This window comes from Sinomonas flava (assembly GCF_039531875.1).
GTDB classification, from domain to species: Bacteria; Actinomycetota; Actinomycetes; order Actinomycetales; family Micrococcaceae; genus Sinomonas; species Sinomonas flava.
On the sequence record NZ_BAAAQW010000016.1, the window covers coordinates 1 to 14,040 of the forward strand.

Consider the following 14,040-nt stretch of genomic DNA (forward strand, 5'->3'; position numbering starts at 1 on the left):
GCGGCCTCTCCGCCGAGACCCCGCGTCCGGCCCCTGCCGAGGCCTCGCGCCCGGCGCCGTCCGCGCCGCGGCCCGCCCCCGCGCCTTCCGGTCCCCGCCCGGGTTCCGACGGCCCGCGTCCCGGCGGCCGCCCCGCCGCTCCCGCCCGCCCCGGCACGAGTGGCCGCTCCGGCGAGGGCGCGCCGTCGTCGCGTCCCAGGGCGACCCCGGGTCCCCGCCCCAGCGGTCCCCGTCCGGGCAACAACCCGTTCTCGTCGTCCCAGGGCATGCAGCGCCAGGGGCGCGACGGTGATCGGGCGCCCCGTCCGGGCAACAACCCGTTCGCTTCGTCCCAGGGCATGCCCCGTCCGGGCGGCGGCCGCGACGGCGACCGCCCGGGTGGTCCCCGCCCGGCGGCACCGCGCCCCGGCGGCACCTCCGGCATCCCGCGCCCCGGTGCTCCCCGTCCCGGCGCTCCGCGGCCGGGGGCTCCCCGTCCGGGCGCCCCGCGTCCCGGCGGCGCTGGAGGTCCCCGTCCGAACCCGGGCATGATGCCCCCGCGCACCGACCGGCCTCAGCCGGGGGCCCGTCCTGCCGGCACCGGAGGACGCGGTCCGGGCCGTCCCGGCGGTGGCCCCGGTGGCGGCGGTCCCGCTGGTGGCGGCTTCGGCAAGGGCGGCCGCGGACGCGGCGGCACCCAGGGTGCCTTCGGCAAGGGTGGTGCAGGTCGCGGCAAGCAGCGCAAGTCGAAGCGTGCGAAGCGCCAGGAACTGGAGCAGATGAGCGCACCGTCGCTCGGCGGCGTCTCGGTGCCCCGTGGCGACGGCAGCACGATCGTGCGCCTGCGCCGTGGTGCGTCCATCACGGACTTCGCGGAGAAGATCGATGCGAACCCGGCCTCGCTCGTCACGGTGCTGTTCCACCTCGGTGAGATGGCAACCGCCACGCAGTCCCTCGACGAGGAGACCTTCGCGGTGCTGGGCGCCGAACTCGGCTACAAGATCCAGGTCGTGTCGCCGGAGGACGAGGAGCGCGAGCTGCTCGAGTCCTTCGACATCGACCTCGAGGCTGAGCTCGAGGCGGAGACCGACGAGGACCTCGAGAAGCGTCCGGCTGTCGTGACCGTCATGGGCCACGTCGACCACGGTAAGACGCGCCTCCTCGACGCCATCCGCAACACCAACGTGGTGGCTGGCGAGCACGGTGGCATCACGCAGCACATCGGCGCGTACCAGATCGCCTTCGACCACGATGACCGGCAGCGCAAGCTGACCTTCATCGACACCCCGGGCCACGAGGCGTTCACCGCCATGCGTGCCCGTGGTGCGCAGGTCACGGACATCGCGGTGCTCGTGGTGGCCGCGGACGACGGCGTCATGCCGCAGACGGTCGAGGCGCTCAACCACGCCCAGGCCGCGAACGTGCCGATCGTGGTGGCGGTGAACAAGATCGACAAGGAGGGCGCGAACCCGGACAAGATCCGCGGCCAGCTCACCGAGTACGGCCTCGTTCCCGAGGAGTACGGCGGCGACACCATGTTCGTCGACGTCTCGGCCCGCCAGAACCTGCACATCGACGACCTGCTCTCGGCGATCCTCCTCACGGCAGACGCCGCGCTGGACCTCCGCGCGAACCCGAACAAGGACGCGCGCGGCGTCGCCATCGAGGCGAACCTGGACAAGGGCCGCGGCGCCGTCGCGACCGTGCTCGTCCAGTCCGGAACGCTCCACGTCGGCGACACGATCGTCGCGGGCACGGCCCACGGCCGCGTCCGCGCGATGTTCGACGAGGACGGCGAGGCCGTCGAGGCCGCGACGCCGTCCCGTCCGGTCCAGGTCCTGGGCCTGTCCTCGGTGCCGCGCGCCGGTGACACGTTCCTCGTGACCGAGGACGAGCGCACCGCACGCCAGATCGCCGAGAAGCGCGAGGCCGCCGAGCGCAACGCGCAGCTGGCCAAGCGTCGCAAGCGGATCAGCCTCGAGGACTTCGACCAGGCTGTGGCCGAGGGCAAGATCGACACCCTCAACCTCATCCTCAAGGGCGACGTGTCCGGTGCCGTCGAGGCGCTCGAGGACTCGCTGCTCAAGATCGATGTGGGCGAGGACGTCCAGCTGCGGGTCATCCACCGCGGCGTGGGCGCGATCACCCAGAACGATGTCAACCTCGCGACGGTCGACAACGCGATCATCATCGGCTTCAACGTCAAGCCGGCCGAGCGCGTTGCCGAGCTGGCCGACCGCGAGGGCGTCGACATGCGCTTCTACTCGGTCATCTACGCGGCGATCGACGACATCGAGCTGGCCCTCAAGGGCATGCTCAAGCCGGAGTACGAGGAGGTGCAGCTCGGCACCGCCGAGGTGCGCGAGATCTTCAAGTCCTCCAAGTTCGGCAACATCGCCGGTTCGATCGTCCGCAGCGGCCTGATCCGCCGCAACGCCAAGGCGCGTGTCCTGCGCAACGGCGTCGTGGTGGGCGACAAGCTGACGATCGAGTCGCTCAAGCGGTTCAAGGACGACGCGACCGAGGTCCGCGAGGGCTTCGAGTGCGGTATCGGCCTCGGGTCGTTCAACGACCTCCAGCTCGAGGACATCATCGAGACGTTCGAGATGCGCGAGAAGCCGCGCGCCTAGTCGCCTCGAGGAAAAGGGGGTCCCGCACGGGGCCCCCTTTTCCCGGTGCCCCCGGGAGATGTCCCGGACCGACCCGACCACACGAAGGAGAACCACATGGCCGATCCAGCCCGCGCCGCCCGGCTCGCGCAGCGCATCAAGGTGGTCGTGGCCGAGGCCCTGCGCAAGGCCGTCAAGGACGAGCGCGCCGAGGCCATCACCGTCACCGACGCCCGCGTCACCAACGACCTCCAGCACGCGACCGTGTACTACACCGTCCTCGGCGACGCGGCCGCTGCCCAGCGCGCGCGCGACCTCCTGGAAGCGAAGAAGGGCGTGCTCCGCCGCGAGGTGGGGCGCAACCTGACGATCAGGCTGACCCCGACCCTCGAGTTCGTGGCCGATGAGATCCCCGTCAACGCCTCGCACCTCGAGGACCTCCTGCGCGAGGCCAAGGCCCGGGACGCCGAGGTGGCGAAGCTCGCCTCCGGCGCGCAGCCGGCCGGCGACCCCGACCCGTACCGCAAGGACGAGCCGGAGGACGACGACTACGAGGACGAGGGCGAGTTCGACGGCGTCGAGGAGCCCCAAGACTGAGCCTCGCCTGAGGACGCGAGAAGCGGGCGGTGCCATCCGGCGCCGCCCGCTTCTGCTTGCCGCCTTGAGCGTCAGTGCGTCAGCTTCTGCGCGATGAGCGTTCCGTTTCCAAAGACGTCAGTTGTTGCGTAGAGCATGTTGCCCTGGACCGTCACGTCGGCGGTGAATGGCTTGTCCAGGAACGGCTGTGCCGTCTGCGTCCCGGCCGCTGCCCTGAGAACCCCCGTGCCGAAGAGCGAAGCGATGTAGAGGTTGCCCGAGCCGTCGAAGGCCAGACCAGTCGGGGACATGATGCCCTGGATCCAGGGTTGGACAGCTCCCGTTGACGGGCTCACCCGGAACACGGCACCCCGCGCGCCGAGGCTTGCATCCTCGGGACCACCTGGGAGCGAGGTGACGTAGAGCCACCCGTCCGAGCCGATCGCGACGTCGGTAGGCACAGGTTCGAAGTTGTAGGTCTGGCCGATACACGCCGGAAGTCCGTACTGCTCGGCGAAATCCTGCGTGATGGTTGCGGGCCGGGGAGGCAGCACTGCCACTGTCTGAATGGCGCCGGTGCTCAGATTGACGGCCAGCACGTCGTTGCCCCCCGCATCCGCCACATAGGCGGTGTTGCCCCGAACAGCGAGGGCGTACGGGTGGGAATCGGTCTCTCCCGTATAGGACGCCGGGAATCCGAGACTGGTCAGCTGGCTGGAACACTCCGCGGGGGCGTTCGGTCCCAGTCCGTAGTGCACGTCCCCGTCAGGATTCTGGGTGGTCTCGTAGGCACCAATCTGGTCTGTGATCGTCGTGGTTCTCCCCATGGCGTCGACGGCCACAAGGTGCCCAGCGAGCGGGCGCGGGTCTTCCGGTCCGGCGCCTTGGCTCTCGACGACATACGTGGTGCTGCCCTGAGTCGCGGTCCCGGCGACGTCCCACTGCTCGTCCACAGGTGGCGCGTACAGTTCGGTCTTCGTTCCCTCCTCAATGCGGGTGAGCCTGCCGGCGAACTCTTCGGAGACGATGACGCTGTTGCCGGTCCCGGCAGACACGTGGAGTGGGCCTACCAGACCGTCGACAGGAGGCGGCGGGGACGGCGGGGCAGCCGTGGCTGGCCCTGCGGGAAGCATGATGAGTGCTCCAGCCGCGAGCAGTGCGAGCGACTTCTTCATTGAACTGACTCCTTGCATGCGGATCGATCCGAGACCGCTGTCAGCTCCCCCGGCTGGAGCCTATGCGATGCTCGGCCCTCTCACTAGGGGCTGCGCCGATCGACCCGCAAGAGGGCGTCAGCGCTCATGTCGGCTGCCGCAGCGGTAGAGAAAAATGTTTGTTCAAAAGAGCCCTAGGGAAAGAGGTGGCGTGTCCGAGACCACACTGGCCGGACGTTCAGAGGGACAACAAACACCGATCGCGGGCGCGGGTGACGAGGGCTCCATCCTTATCGGCACCGCCCGTCGAAGGAGAGAACACCCATGAAAGCCAAGATCATCGCCCCTGTGCTTGCCGCGACGCTTTCCGGAGCCGCGCTGATGGGAGCCGCCGTTCCCGCGTCGGCAGCCCCGACGCCGACGGCCCAGCAGGCCGCGTCCACCCCGCGAGCCACAGCGCCGACTACCGTGCCGATCACCGGTACCGCCACCGACGGCGTCACCACCTTCGCGGGCACCTTCGACCTCACGAAGTTTGCGGTTCAGAATGGCCAGCTCATGGCCGTCGGCACGCTGACCGGCACGCTGACCAACACGGTGACGGGCGTCGTGCAGAACGTGAGTCAGCAGGTCTCGTTGCCGGTGCTCGGTGGAACCACCTCCGGCACCTGCGACATCCTGCACCTGGACCTCGGCCCGCTGAATCTGGATCTCCTCGGTCTCCAGGTGCACCTGAACGAAGTCGTCCTCGACATCACCGCCCAGTCCGGCCCGGGCAACCTCCTCGGCAACCTGCTCTGCAGTGTCGCGGGCCTGCTCGACAACGGGACAGGTCTGAACGGCCTGGCCACCCTGCTCAACCAGCTGCTCGGCCTCTGACCGGACAGATACTGACGCCAACTAGGCAATAGCGGCTTCCGCAGCGGGTCCGGCCGAATCGGCCGGGCCCGCTCCGTGCGTTCCGTACGATGGCCCCATGGCCGAGCCTCACCCGAACGCGCAGTCCGCGGACGCCCAGACCTACCTCCAGCGCGCGATCGACCTGGCCGTCGCGAACGTGGCCGACGGGGGCGGTCCGTTCGGCGCGATCGTGGTCGTGCCCGACGGGCGGGTGTTCGAGGGGCAGAACCGCGTCACGCGGGACAACGACCCCACCGCGCACGCCGAGGTCGTCGCGATCCGGCGCGCCGCCGCCGTCGTGGGCTTCGACCTGAGTGGCGCTGCGCTGTACGCGAGCTGCGAGCCGTGCCCCCTGTGCCTCGCCGCCGCGCTGTGGGCGCGCGTCGCCTCGGTGCGCTTCGCCGCGGACCGGCAGGACGCTGCCGCGGCCGGATTCGACGACGCCCTCTTCTACGAGTACTTCGACGCCGGCAAGGATGCGCACGGCGAGGGTTCCCTCATGCCGGTGGCCCGCTCCGCCGTGGCCGGCCGTGAACGTCCGTTCGAGGCGTGGAACGCGTTCGAGGGCCGCACCGAGTACTGAACGGCGGAGGCTCTGCGGCTCCATATACTGGAAGGCGTGCTTTCTGGACTGGTGATCGTGGACAAGCCGCGTGGGTGGACAAGCCACGACGTGGTGGGGAAGATCCGCAGGCTCGCGGGCACGCGCAAGGTGGGCCACGCCGGGACCCTCGATCCGATGGCCACCGGCGTCCTCGTCGTCGGCATCAACAAGGCCACCCGTCTGCTCTCGTACATCGTGGGCACGGAGAAGACGTACACCGCGACCATCCGGCTCGGCCAGAGCACAGTGACTGACGACGCCGATGGCGAGGTCGTCGCCGAACGCATCGCCGCGGCGGTGACCGAGGAGCAGGTCCACGACGCCGCGGCCCGCCTGACGGGTGAGATCCTGCAGGTGCCCAGCAGCGTCAGTGCGATCAAGGTGGCCGGCCAGCGCTCCTACGCGCGCGTCCGTGCGGGGGAGGAGGTCGCCCTCGAGGCGCGCCCCGTCACGATCCACTCGTTCGAGGTCCACGAGGTGCGCCGCCTACGCGGCGGGAAGCTCCAGGACGTCGACGTCACGGTCCGCTGCTCCTCCGGCACCTACATCCGCGCCCTCGCACGGGACCTCGGCGCCGATCTGGGCGTCGGCGGCCACCTCACGGCGCTGCGCAGGACCCAGGTGGGGCCCTACGGCATTGAGGAGGCCGCCACGCTCGAGGAACTCGCCGAGGACTTCCGCGTCCTCGACCTCTCCGCGGCGGCCCGGTCGCTGCTGCCGGTGCGCGAGCTGAGCGCCGACGAGGCCGTCGAGCTGTCCTTCGGGCGCCGCATCCCGGCGACGGGGACCTCCGGGCTCACCGCGGCCTTCGCTCCCGAAGGCCCGCTCGTGGCGCTCGTGAAGGACGTGGGAGGGCAGGCCAAGCCGGAGCTCGTGTTCGCCGCCCACGGTGACGACGCATGACCCCGGACCCCTTCTTCTTCGTCGGCGCCGCCATCTGCGCGCTGTCGCTGGTGGTCTGCGTCGTCGCCGCGGCGACCAAGACGTATCCGGGCGACGCCGCGATCGTGTCCGTGGCCGCCGTCGAGCTGTTCCTTGTCGCCTACGGCATCGGGGCGGCCATCCGCCAGGCTGGGGGAGAGGCGCTCCGCGGCGAGCCGTGGGAGTTCTGGGGGTACCTCGCGACGGCGCTGATCCTGCCCGTCGTCGCGTTCTGGTGGGCCGTCCTGGACAAGACCCGCTGGAGCAACGCCGTGCTCGCCGCGGTGCCACTGACCATTTTCGTGATGCTGTTCCGGATGGAGCAGATCTGGGACGGAGCCCCCCTGTCATGACCGCTGACCCCTCGGGAACCAAGCCCCCCACCGGGACCACGGAGCACTCGCCCAGGACGCGCAGCGTGGGGCTGGGCAGGATCATCGTCGCCGTCTACGGCGTGTTCGCCCTCTCCTCGACGGCGCGGGCCGGCTACCAGATCGCGACCAAGTTCTCAGAGGCGCCGGTCGCGTACCTCCTGAGCGCTGCCGCCGCCGCCGTGTACATTGTCGCGACCGTCGCGATGGCCAAGCGCGGGGTGACGAGCTGGTACGTGACGCTCGCGGCCATCGTCGTCGAGCTCATCGGGGTCCTCGCGGTCGGCACCGCGAGCATCATCGACGCGGCGGCGTTCCCGCACGACACCGTCTGGAGCGGGTTCGGGCGCGGCTACGGCTACGTCCCGCTCGTGCTGCCCCTCGTCGGGCTCGTCTGGCTGTTCGTGAACCGTCCGCGCACGCCGGCCGCCGGGCGCGGCGGGGCCCCGTCCGCGAGCCGGTAGGCTAGGGACGCGACATGCAGGCGACGAGGCGAGGACGATGGGCTTGATCTGGCACGGTGTGGACGAGGTTCCCGATGACTTCGGCCCGACAGCCGTCACCATCGGCAACTTCGACGGCGTCCACCGCGGCCACCAGCAGGTCCTGGCCCGGCTCAAGGCGGCCGCCGCAGCCTCCGGCAGCCGGGCCGTCGCCGTGACCTTCGACCCGCACCCCGCCCGGGTCCACCGCCCGGACACGGCGCCGCACCTCATCATGGGCATCGAGGACCGGCTCGCCGCCCTGGCGGCCTACGGCCTCGACGCGATCCTCGTCATCCACTACACGCTCGAGTTCGCCCAGCAGACGCCCGAGGAGTTCGTGCGCGGCGTCTTCGTCGACGGGCTCAAGGCGAGCCACGTCGTCGTGGGCCACGACGTGCGCTTCGGCCGCGGCAACGCCGGCGACCTCAGGACGATGCAGGAGCTGGGGGAGCGGTTCGGCTTCGAGGTCGTGGTGGTCGAGGACTTCACCGAGCCCGCCGCGCCCGTCGAGCGCGGCCACGCGGACGACGCCGAGGAGCGCCGCTGCTCCTCGACGTGGGTCCGGGAGGCGCTCGACGCCGGCGACGTCCGCACCGCGGCGGAGATCCTCGGGCGCCCGCACGCCATGCACGGCGAGGTCGTGCACGGTGCGGCCCGCGGCAGGGCCCTCGGGTTCCCCACCGCCAACCTGGACCACGACTCCGCTGGCCACATCCCCGCCGACGGGATCTACGCCGGCTGGCTCGTCGACGAGAAGGGCACCCGCTGGCCCGCCGCGATCTCGGTCGGGTCCAACCCGACCTTCGCCGGCGTGGCGCGCCAGGTGGAGGCGCACGTGATCGACCGCCCTGACGAGGCACCCGAGGACTTCGACCTCTACGGCCAGCGCGTTGTCGTCGAGTTCGTCGAGCGGCTGCGCGGCATGGTCGCCTACCGCGGGCCCGAGGCCCTCATCGACCAGATGAAGCTCGACGTCGAGCAGGCCCACGAGATCCTCTCCGCGGCCGGGCGCTCGGTCTAGCGGCACGGCCCGCCGAACCACGTTTCGACAGGGCGCGGCGCGGAGCGATAGAATCCTCTGTGGTCCTCGCTGCAGTCCGTGGCGGCCTGGGCCGCGCCGGATCTGCCGCCCACCAGCGAAAAGGCCCGGCGTTCCCCGAGGACGCAGCGTTCTGCGGGCCGCACGGCACGACACGAGAGGTACCGAAACCACATGGCTTTGGATCCCGCCGTCAAGCAGGAGATCATCAAGGAATACGCGACCAAGGAAGGCGACACGGGCTCCCCGGAGGTCCAGATCGCCGTCCTGACGAAGCGCATCAAGGACTTGACTGAGCACATGAAGCAGCACAAGCACGACTTCCACACCCAGCGCGGCCTGCTCGCGCTCGTGGGTCGCCGCAAGCGCATGCTCGCCTACCTGCACGACACCGACATCGCGCGCTACCGCTCGCTCATCGAGCGGCTCGGCCTCCGCCGGTAGTCTGTGGAGCGGCCCGCCTCTTCTTTCAAGGAAGCGGCGGGCCGCATCACCATCCAGCAAGCGTTCTCGTACCGACTAAGACAATCCATCGTGAGGCGCCGGCAATCTGCGGTCCTCGGTAGTGGCCTTTGCGGGCGTCCTCACGGGCCGCGCGAAGGGCCTCGATCGAAGACCGGGTTCCGCCGCCTCCGAGCAACACGAAACGGAGGTGGCTCTCCCATGGAGGGTCCCGAGATCCAGTTCTCAGAGGCCGTGATCGACAACGGCCGCTTCGGCCAGCGCGTCGTGCGCTTCGAGACCGGTCGCCTCGCCAAGCAGGCCGCCGGCGCCGCGATGGCGTACATCGACGACGACACCGCCCTGCTCTCCGCCACGACCGCGGGCAAGTCTCCGCGTGAGGGCTTCGACTTCTTCCCCCTCACGGTGGACGTCGAGGAGCGCATGTACGCCGCGGGCCGCATCCCCGGCTCGTTCTTCCGCCGCGAGGGCCGCCCATCGACCGAGGCCATCCTCGCGTGCCGCCTCATGGACCGTCCGCTGCGCCCCGCGTTCGTCAAGGGCCTGCGCAACGAGGTCCAGGTGGTCGTGACCGTCCTCGCGATCAACCCCGACGAGCTCTACGACGTCGTCGCCATCAACGCGGCCTCGATGTCCACGCAGCTCGCGGGGCTGCCCTTCTCGGGTCCGATCGGCGGCGTCCGTGTCGCGCTCGTGCACGACGAGCACGGCGCCCAGTGGGTTGCGTTCCCGAAGCACTCGCAGCTGCAGCGCGCGACGTTCGACATGGTCGTCGCCGGTAGGATCGCTGGCGATCAGGACAACAGCGACGTCGCCATCATGATGGTCGAGGCCGAGGCCACCGACCACTCGTGGGGCCTCATCAAGGACGAGGGCGCCACCGCCCCGACCGAGGAGGTCGTGGCCGAGGGCCTCGAGGCCGCCAAGCCCTTCATCCGCGCCCTCTGCGAGGCCCAGCAGGACCTCGCGAACCGCTCCGCCAAGCCCACCGCCGAGTTCCCGGTCTTCCTCGACTACGAGCAGGACGCGTTCGACGCCGTCGAGGCGGCCGCCGCGGACAAGCTCGCCGAGGTCTTCCAGATCGCGGACAAGCAGGCCCGCGAGAACGCCTCCGACCAGCTCAAGGACGAGGTCCTCGCCCAGCTCGGCGGTCAGTTCGAGGGCCGCGAGAAGGAGCTCTCCGCTGCCTTCCGCTCGCTGACCAAGAAGATCGTGCGCCAGCGCATCCTCAAGGACCAGGTCCGCATCGACGGCCGCGGGCTGACGGACATCCGCCAGCTCACCGCCGAGGTCGAGGTGCTCCCGCGCGTCCACGGGTCCGCAATCTTCGAGCGCGGCGAGACGCAGATCCTCGGCGTCACCACGCTGAACATGCTCAAGATGGAGCAGCAGATCGACTCGCTCTCCCCGGAGACGCGCAAGCGGTACATGCACAACTACAACTTCCCGCCGTACTCCACCGGTGAGACGGGCCGCGTCGGCTCCCCGAAGCGTCGCGAGATCGGCCACGGCGCCCTCGCCGAGCGCGCCCTCGTGCCGGTGCTGCCGAGCCGCGAGGAGTTCCCGTACGCGATCCGCCAGGTGTCCGAGGCCCTCGGCTCCAACGGCTCGACGTCGATGGGCTCCGTGTGCGCCTCGACCCTGTCGCTGCTCAACGCCGGCGTGCCGCTCAAGGCGCCCGTCGCGGGCATCGCCATGGGCCTCGTGTCCGACGAGGTGGACGGCCAGACCCGCTACGCGGCCCTGACCGACATCCTCGGTGCCGAGGACGCCTTCGGCGACATGGACTTCAAGGTCGCCGGCACATCCGAGTTCGTCACCGCGATCCAGCTCGACACGAAGCTCGACGGCATCCCCGCCTCGGTGCTCGCGGCTGCGCTCAAGCAGGCGCGCGAGGCCCGCCTGCACATCCTGTCCGTGATCAACGCCGCGATCGAGGGCCCGGACGAGCTCTCCGAGTTCGCCCCGCGCATCATCGCGATCAAGATCCCCGTGGACAAGATCGGCGAGGTCATCGGCCCCAAGGGCAAGATGATCAACCAGATCCAGGAGGACACGGGCGCCGACATCTCCATCGAGGACGACGGCACCGTGCTCATCGGCGCGACCGACGGCTCCTCGGCCGAGGCAGCCCGGGCCGCGATCAACGCGATCGCCAACCCGCAGCTGCCCGAGGTCGGCGAGCGCTACCTCGGCACGGTCGTCAAGACGACGACGTTCGGCGCGTTCGTGTCCCTCACCCCGGGCAAGGATGGCCTGCTGCACATCTCCGAGCTGCGCAAGCTCGCGGGCGGCAAGCGCGTGGACAACGTCGAGGACGTCGTCTCGGTCGGTCAGAAGGTCCAGGTCGAGATCACCAAGATCGACGACCGCGGCAAGCTCTCCCTCGCGCCCGTCGTGGCCGAGGACGGGGCTGCGGCCGAGGCGACGGCCGAGCCGGCCGACGCTGCAGCGGCCGACGCGTAACCGGATGGCCACTGTCGAACTGCCGCTGACCGCTGGCCGGCTCGTGGACGGCGCCCCCGCGTCGACCACCGTCTTCGGGAAGGAGGGCGGCGCCGTCGTGCGCCGATCCGTCCTCCCCGGGGGCGTACGCGTCCTCACGGAGGCGATGCCGGGCCAGCGGTCGGCGGCGATCGGCTTCTGGGTGGGGGTGGGATCCCGTGACGAGGCCGCCGGCCAGCACGGGTCCACCCACTTCCTCGAGCACCTGCTGTTCAAGGGCACCCAGCGGCGCACCGCGCTCGAGATCGCCTCGGCGTTCGACGAGGTGGGCGGAGAATCGAACGCCGCGACGGCGAAGGAGAGCACGTGCTACTACGCGCGCGTGCTCGACACCGACCTGCCGATGGCGATCGACGTCATCGCGGACATGATCACCTCCGCCGTCCTGGACCCCGATGAGCTCGAGCAGGAGCGCGACGTCATCCTCGAGGAGATCGCCATGGACGGCGACGACCCGACCGACGTCGCGCACGAGCACTTCGTGGCCTCCGTCCTCGGCGAGCACCCGCTGGGTCGGCCGATCGGCGGCACGCCCGAGGCGATCCGCGCCGTCGCCCGTGACTCGGTGTGGGAGCACTACCGCCGCTACTACCGCCCGAACGAGCTCGTGGTCACCGCTGCGGGCGGCCTCGAGCACGACGTCGTGTGCCGGCTCGTGCTCGACGCCCTCCACGGCGCGGGCTGGGACCTGACGGAAGGCGCGCCGCCCGTCGGAAGGCGCTCGACCGTCGCCGCGGAGATCAGCGGGATGCCCGGCCTCTCCGTCATCACGCGGCAGGTCGAGCAGGCCAACGTCATCATGGGCTGCCCGTCGATCACCGCGACGGACGACCGCCGGTATGTCATGAGCGTGCTCAACGCCGTCCTGGGCGGGGGCATGTCCTCCCGCCTGTTCCAGGAGATCCGCGAGAAGCGCGGCCTCGTCTACTCGACGTACTCGTTCGCCTCGGCCTACGCCGATGCCGGGTACTTCGGGATCTACGGCGGCTGCGCCCCGGCCAAGGTCCCCCAGGTCCTGGCCCTCATGGGCGCCGAACTCGAGAAGCTCGCGGAGCACGGCATCACCGAGGAGGAGCTCCGCAAGGCCGTCGGGCAGCTTTCGGGCGGGATCGTGCTCGCCCTTGAGGACACGGGCTCGCGCATGTCCCGGCTCGGACGGGCCGAGCTCGTCTCGGGCGAGTTCCAGGACATCGAGGAGACCCTCGCCCAGATCTCCGCGGTCACCGCGGACGAGGTCCAGGACCTCGCCCGCCTCCTCGCGAACGCTCCGCGCACGGTTACGGTCGTGGGCCCGTTCGAGCAGACGGAGACCTTCGGCCTAGCCTGAGAGGTGCCTCCTCCACGACAGGGACATGACCCCTCAGCCGCCTTCCGGTTGAGGGGTCATGTCCTTAGGCGAGGATGTCCTTCGTCGCGAAGCGGCCGTAGGCGAGCGCGCCGAACAGGGCGACGTACCCGGCCTGGAGCCACGCGTTCTGCCCGAACGAGTCCCAGGAGATCGGCTCCCGCAGGAGGTCTGCGAGGCCCAGCCACTGGTTCGTGAACAGCCACGGGTGCAGCCACTCGAGCTGGTCGAGCGCACCGAGGATCTGGGAGACGACGGCGAGCACCGCGGTCGCGGCCATGGCCCCGACGGGGACGGACGTGAGCGTCGAGGCGAACAGGCCGATCGCGGCCAGCCCGAGGAGCGAGACGGTCACGTAGGCTGCCATCAGGAGCAGCCGCCCGAACGCCTCGGCCGCCCCGACCTGCGCCCCGGACAGGAGCGTGGCCTGCCCGAGCGGGAACAGCAGCGCCCCGATCACGGCGCCGCCGAGCACGACGGCGAGCGCGGCCGCCGCGCAGAACACGGCGGCGCTGAGGTACTTCACCACGAGCAGCCGCACCCGCCCGACGGGGGCCACGAGCAGGTACCGGAGCGTCCCGAGGCTGGCCTCGCCGGCGACCGCGTCCCCGGAGACGACGCTGACGGTGAGCGGCAGGAACAGCGGCGTGCACACCACGAGGCCCACCACGCCGGCGAAGAGCCCGTTGTCGGTGATCTGGTCGAGGAACGCCGGGCCGCGCCCGCTCGGGGGCCGGCCCGGCGCGAACCGGACGGCCAGGCCGATCAGCACGGGCACGGCCGCGAGCGCCGCGAGCATCGTCCAGGTCCGCCAGCGCCCGAACAGGACCCGCAGCTCCGAGCCGAGCAGGCGCGCGGTGTGCACGGCGGGGCTGGCTGCAGTGCCCCGGGGCGCCGCCTCAGCCCGCGACATCGAATCCCTCGCCCGTCAGCTCGACGAACCGCTCCTCCAGGCTCGCCGTCTCTGCCGTGAAGCCCCGCACCCGCACCCCGGCCCCCACGAGCGCCGCGACGACCGCCTCGGGTGCGGCCGCGCCGTCGTGCGTCGCCTCCGCTGATCCGCCCGCCGCGGCGGGGCCGTCCGGGGCCG

The 14,040-nt window shown here is 70.8% G+C and carries 13 protein-coding genes and 1 pseudogene; 11 read left to right on the forward strand and 3 right to left on the reverse strand.

Translation table 11 applies throughout. From position 1 onward, the window contains the following. A partial coding sequence (infB, locus tag ABD298_RS18545) for a translation initiation factor IF-2 (protein WP_344301328.1) occupies window positions 1-2,609 on the forward strand: 2,609 nt, incomplete at its 5' end. Between the two features lie 96 nt (window positions 2,610-2,705). Then, window positions 2,706-3,185, forward strand: a complete 480-nt coding sequence (gene rbfA / locus ABD298_RS18550; protein WP_344301329.1) for a 30S ribosome-binding factor RbfA — start codon at window positions 2,706-2,708, stop codon at window positions 3,183-3,185. Between the two features lie 71 nt (window positions 3,186-3,256). On the opposite strand, the gene ABD298_RS18555 is transcribed toward rbfA, so the two are convergent. Further along, complete coding sequence (locus ABD298_RS18555; RefSeq protein WP_344301330.1) at window positions 3,257-4,339, reverse strand: ScyD/ScyE family protein; 1,083 nt, start codon at window positions 4,337-4,339, stop codon at window positions 3,257-3,259. A 303-nt stretch (window positions 4,340-4,642) separates the two neighbouring features. On the opposite strand from ABD298_RS18555, the gene ABD298_RS18560 reads away from it, so the two are divergent. The 9 genes from ABD298_RS18560 (at window position 4,643) to ABD298_RS18600 (ending at window position 12,932) form a co-directional block, all read left to right on the forward strand. Continuing rightward, a complete protein-coding gene (locus tag ABD298_RS18560) occupies window positions 4,643-5,197 on the forward strand; it encodes an ABC transporter substrate-binding protein (protein ID WP_344301331.1) in 555 nt (184 codons plus the stop codon). 97 nt (window positions 5,198-5,294) lie between these two features. Then, entirely contained in the window at window positions 5,295-5,801 is a 507-nt protein-coding gene (locus ABD298_RS18565; RefSeq protein WP_344301332.1) for a nucleoside deaminase, read from the forward strand. A 36-nt stretch (window positions 5,802-5,837) separates the two neighbouring features. Continuing rightward, on the forward strand, window positions 5,838-6,725 hold the full coding sequence (gene truB, locus ABD298_RS18570; protein WP_344301333.1) for a tRNA pseudouridine(55) synthase TruB: 888 nt from the start codon (window positions 5,838-5,840) through the stop codon (window positions 6,723-6,725). Further along, window positions 6,722-7,096, forward strand: coding sequence for a hypothetical protein (locus ABD298_RS18575; RefSeq protein ID WP_344301334.1), 375 nt, complete (start codon window positions 6,722-6,724; stop codon window positions 7,094-7,096). Before truB ends, ABD298_RS18575 begins: the two co-directional genes overlap by 4 nt. Further along, window positions 7,093-7,578 (forward strand): hypothetical protein, encoded by a 486-nt coding sequence (locus tag ABD298_RS18580; protein WP_344301336.1) that lies wholly within the window; start codon window positions 7,093-7,095, stop codon window positions 7,576-7,578. Before ABD298_RS18575 ends, ABD298_RS18580 begins: the two co-directional genes overlap by 4 nt. Before the next feature lie 37 nt (window positions 7,579-7,615). Next, window positions 7,616-8,620 (forward strand): bifunctional riboflavin kinase/FAD synthetase, encoded by a 1,005-nt coding sequence (locus ABD298_RS18585; protein ID WP_344301337.1) that lies wholly within the window; start codon window positions 7,616-7,618, stop codon window positions 8,618-8,620. Between the two features lie 192 nt (window positions 8,621-8,812). Then, window positions 8,813-9,082 (forward strand): 30S ribosomal protein S15, encoded by a 270-nt coding sequence (gene rpsO, locus ABD298_RS18590; RefSeq protein WP_066497233.1) that lies wholly within the window; start codon window positions 8,813-8,815, stop codon window positions 9,080-9,082. A gap of 219 nt (window positions 9,083-9,301) precedes the next feature. Beyond that, window positions 9,302-11,566 (forward strand): polyribonucleotide nucleotidyltransferase, encoded by a 2,265-nt coding sequence (locus tag ABD298_RS18595; protein ID WP_344301339.1) that lies wholly within the window; start codon window positions 9,302-9,304, stop codon window positions 11,564-11,566. Between the two features lie 4 nt (window positions 11,567-11,570). Further along, window positions 11,571-12,932, forward strand: a complete 1,362-nt coding sequence (locus ABD298_RS18600) for a M16 family metallopeptidase (protein WP_344301341.1) — start codon at window positions 11,571-11,573, stop codon at window positions 12,930-12,932. 64 nt (window positions 12,933-12,996) lie between these two features. On the opposite strand, the gene ABD298_RS18605 is transcribed toward ABD298_RS18600, so the two are convergent. Together ABD298_RS18605 and ABD298_RS18610 are read right to left on the reverse strand one after the other, a co-directional pair. Continuing rightward, window positions 12,997-13,863, reverse strand: coding sequence for an ABC transporter permease (locus tag ABD298_RS18605; protein ID WP_344301342.1), 867 nt, complete (start codon window positions 13,861-13,863; stop codon window positions 12,997-12,999). After that, a pseudogene (locus ABD298_RS18610) lies at window positions 13,850-14,040 on the reverse strand (ABC transporter ATP-binding protein); the annotation flags it as partial. The pseudogene ABD298_RS18610 and the gene ABD298_RS18605, both read right to left, overlap by 14 nt.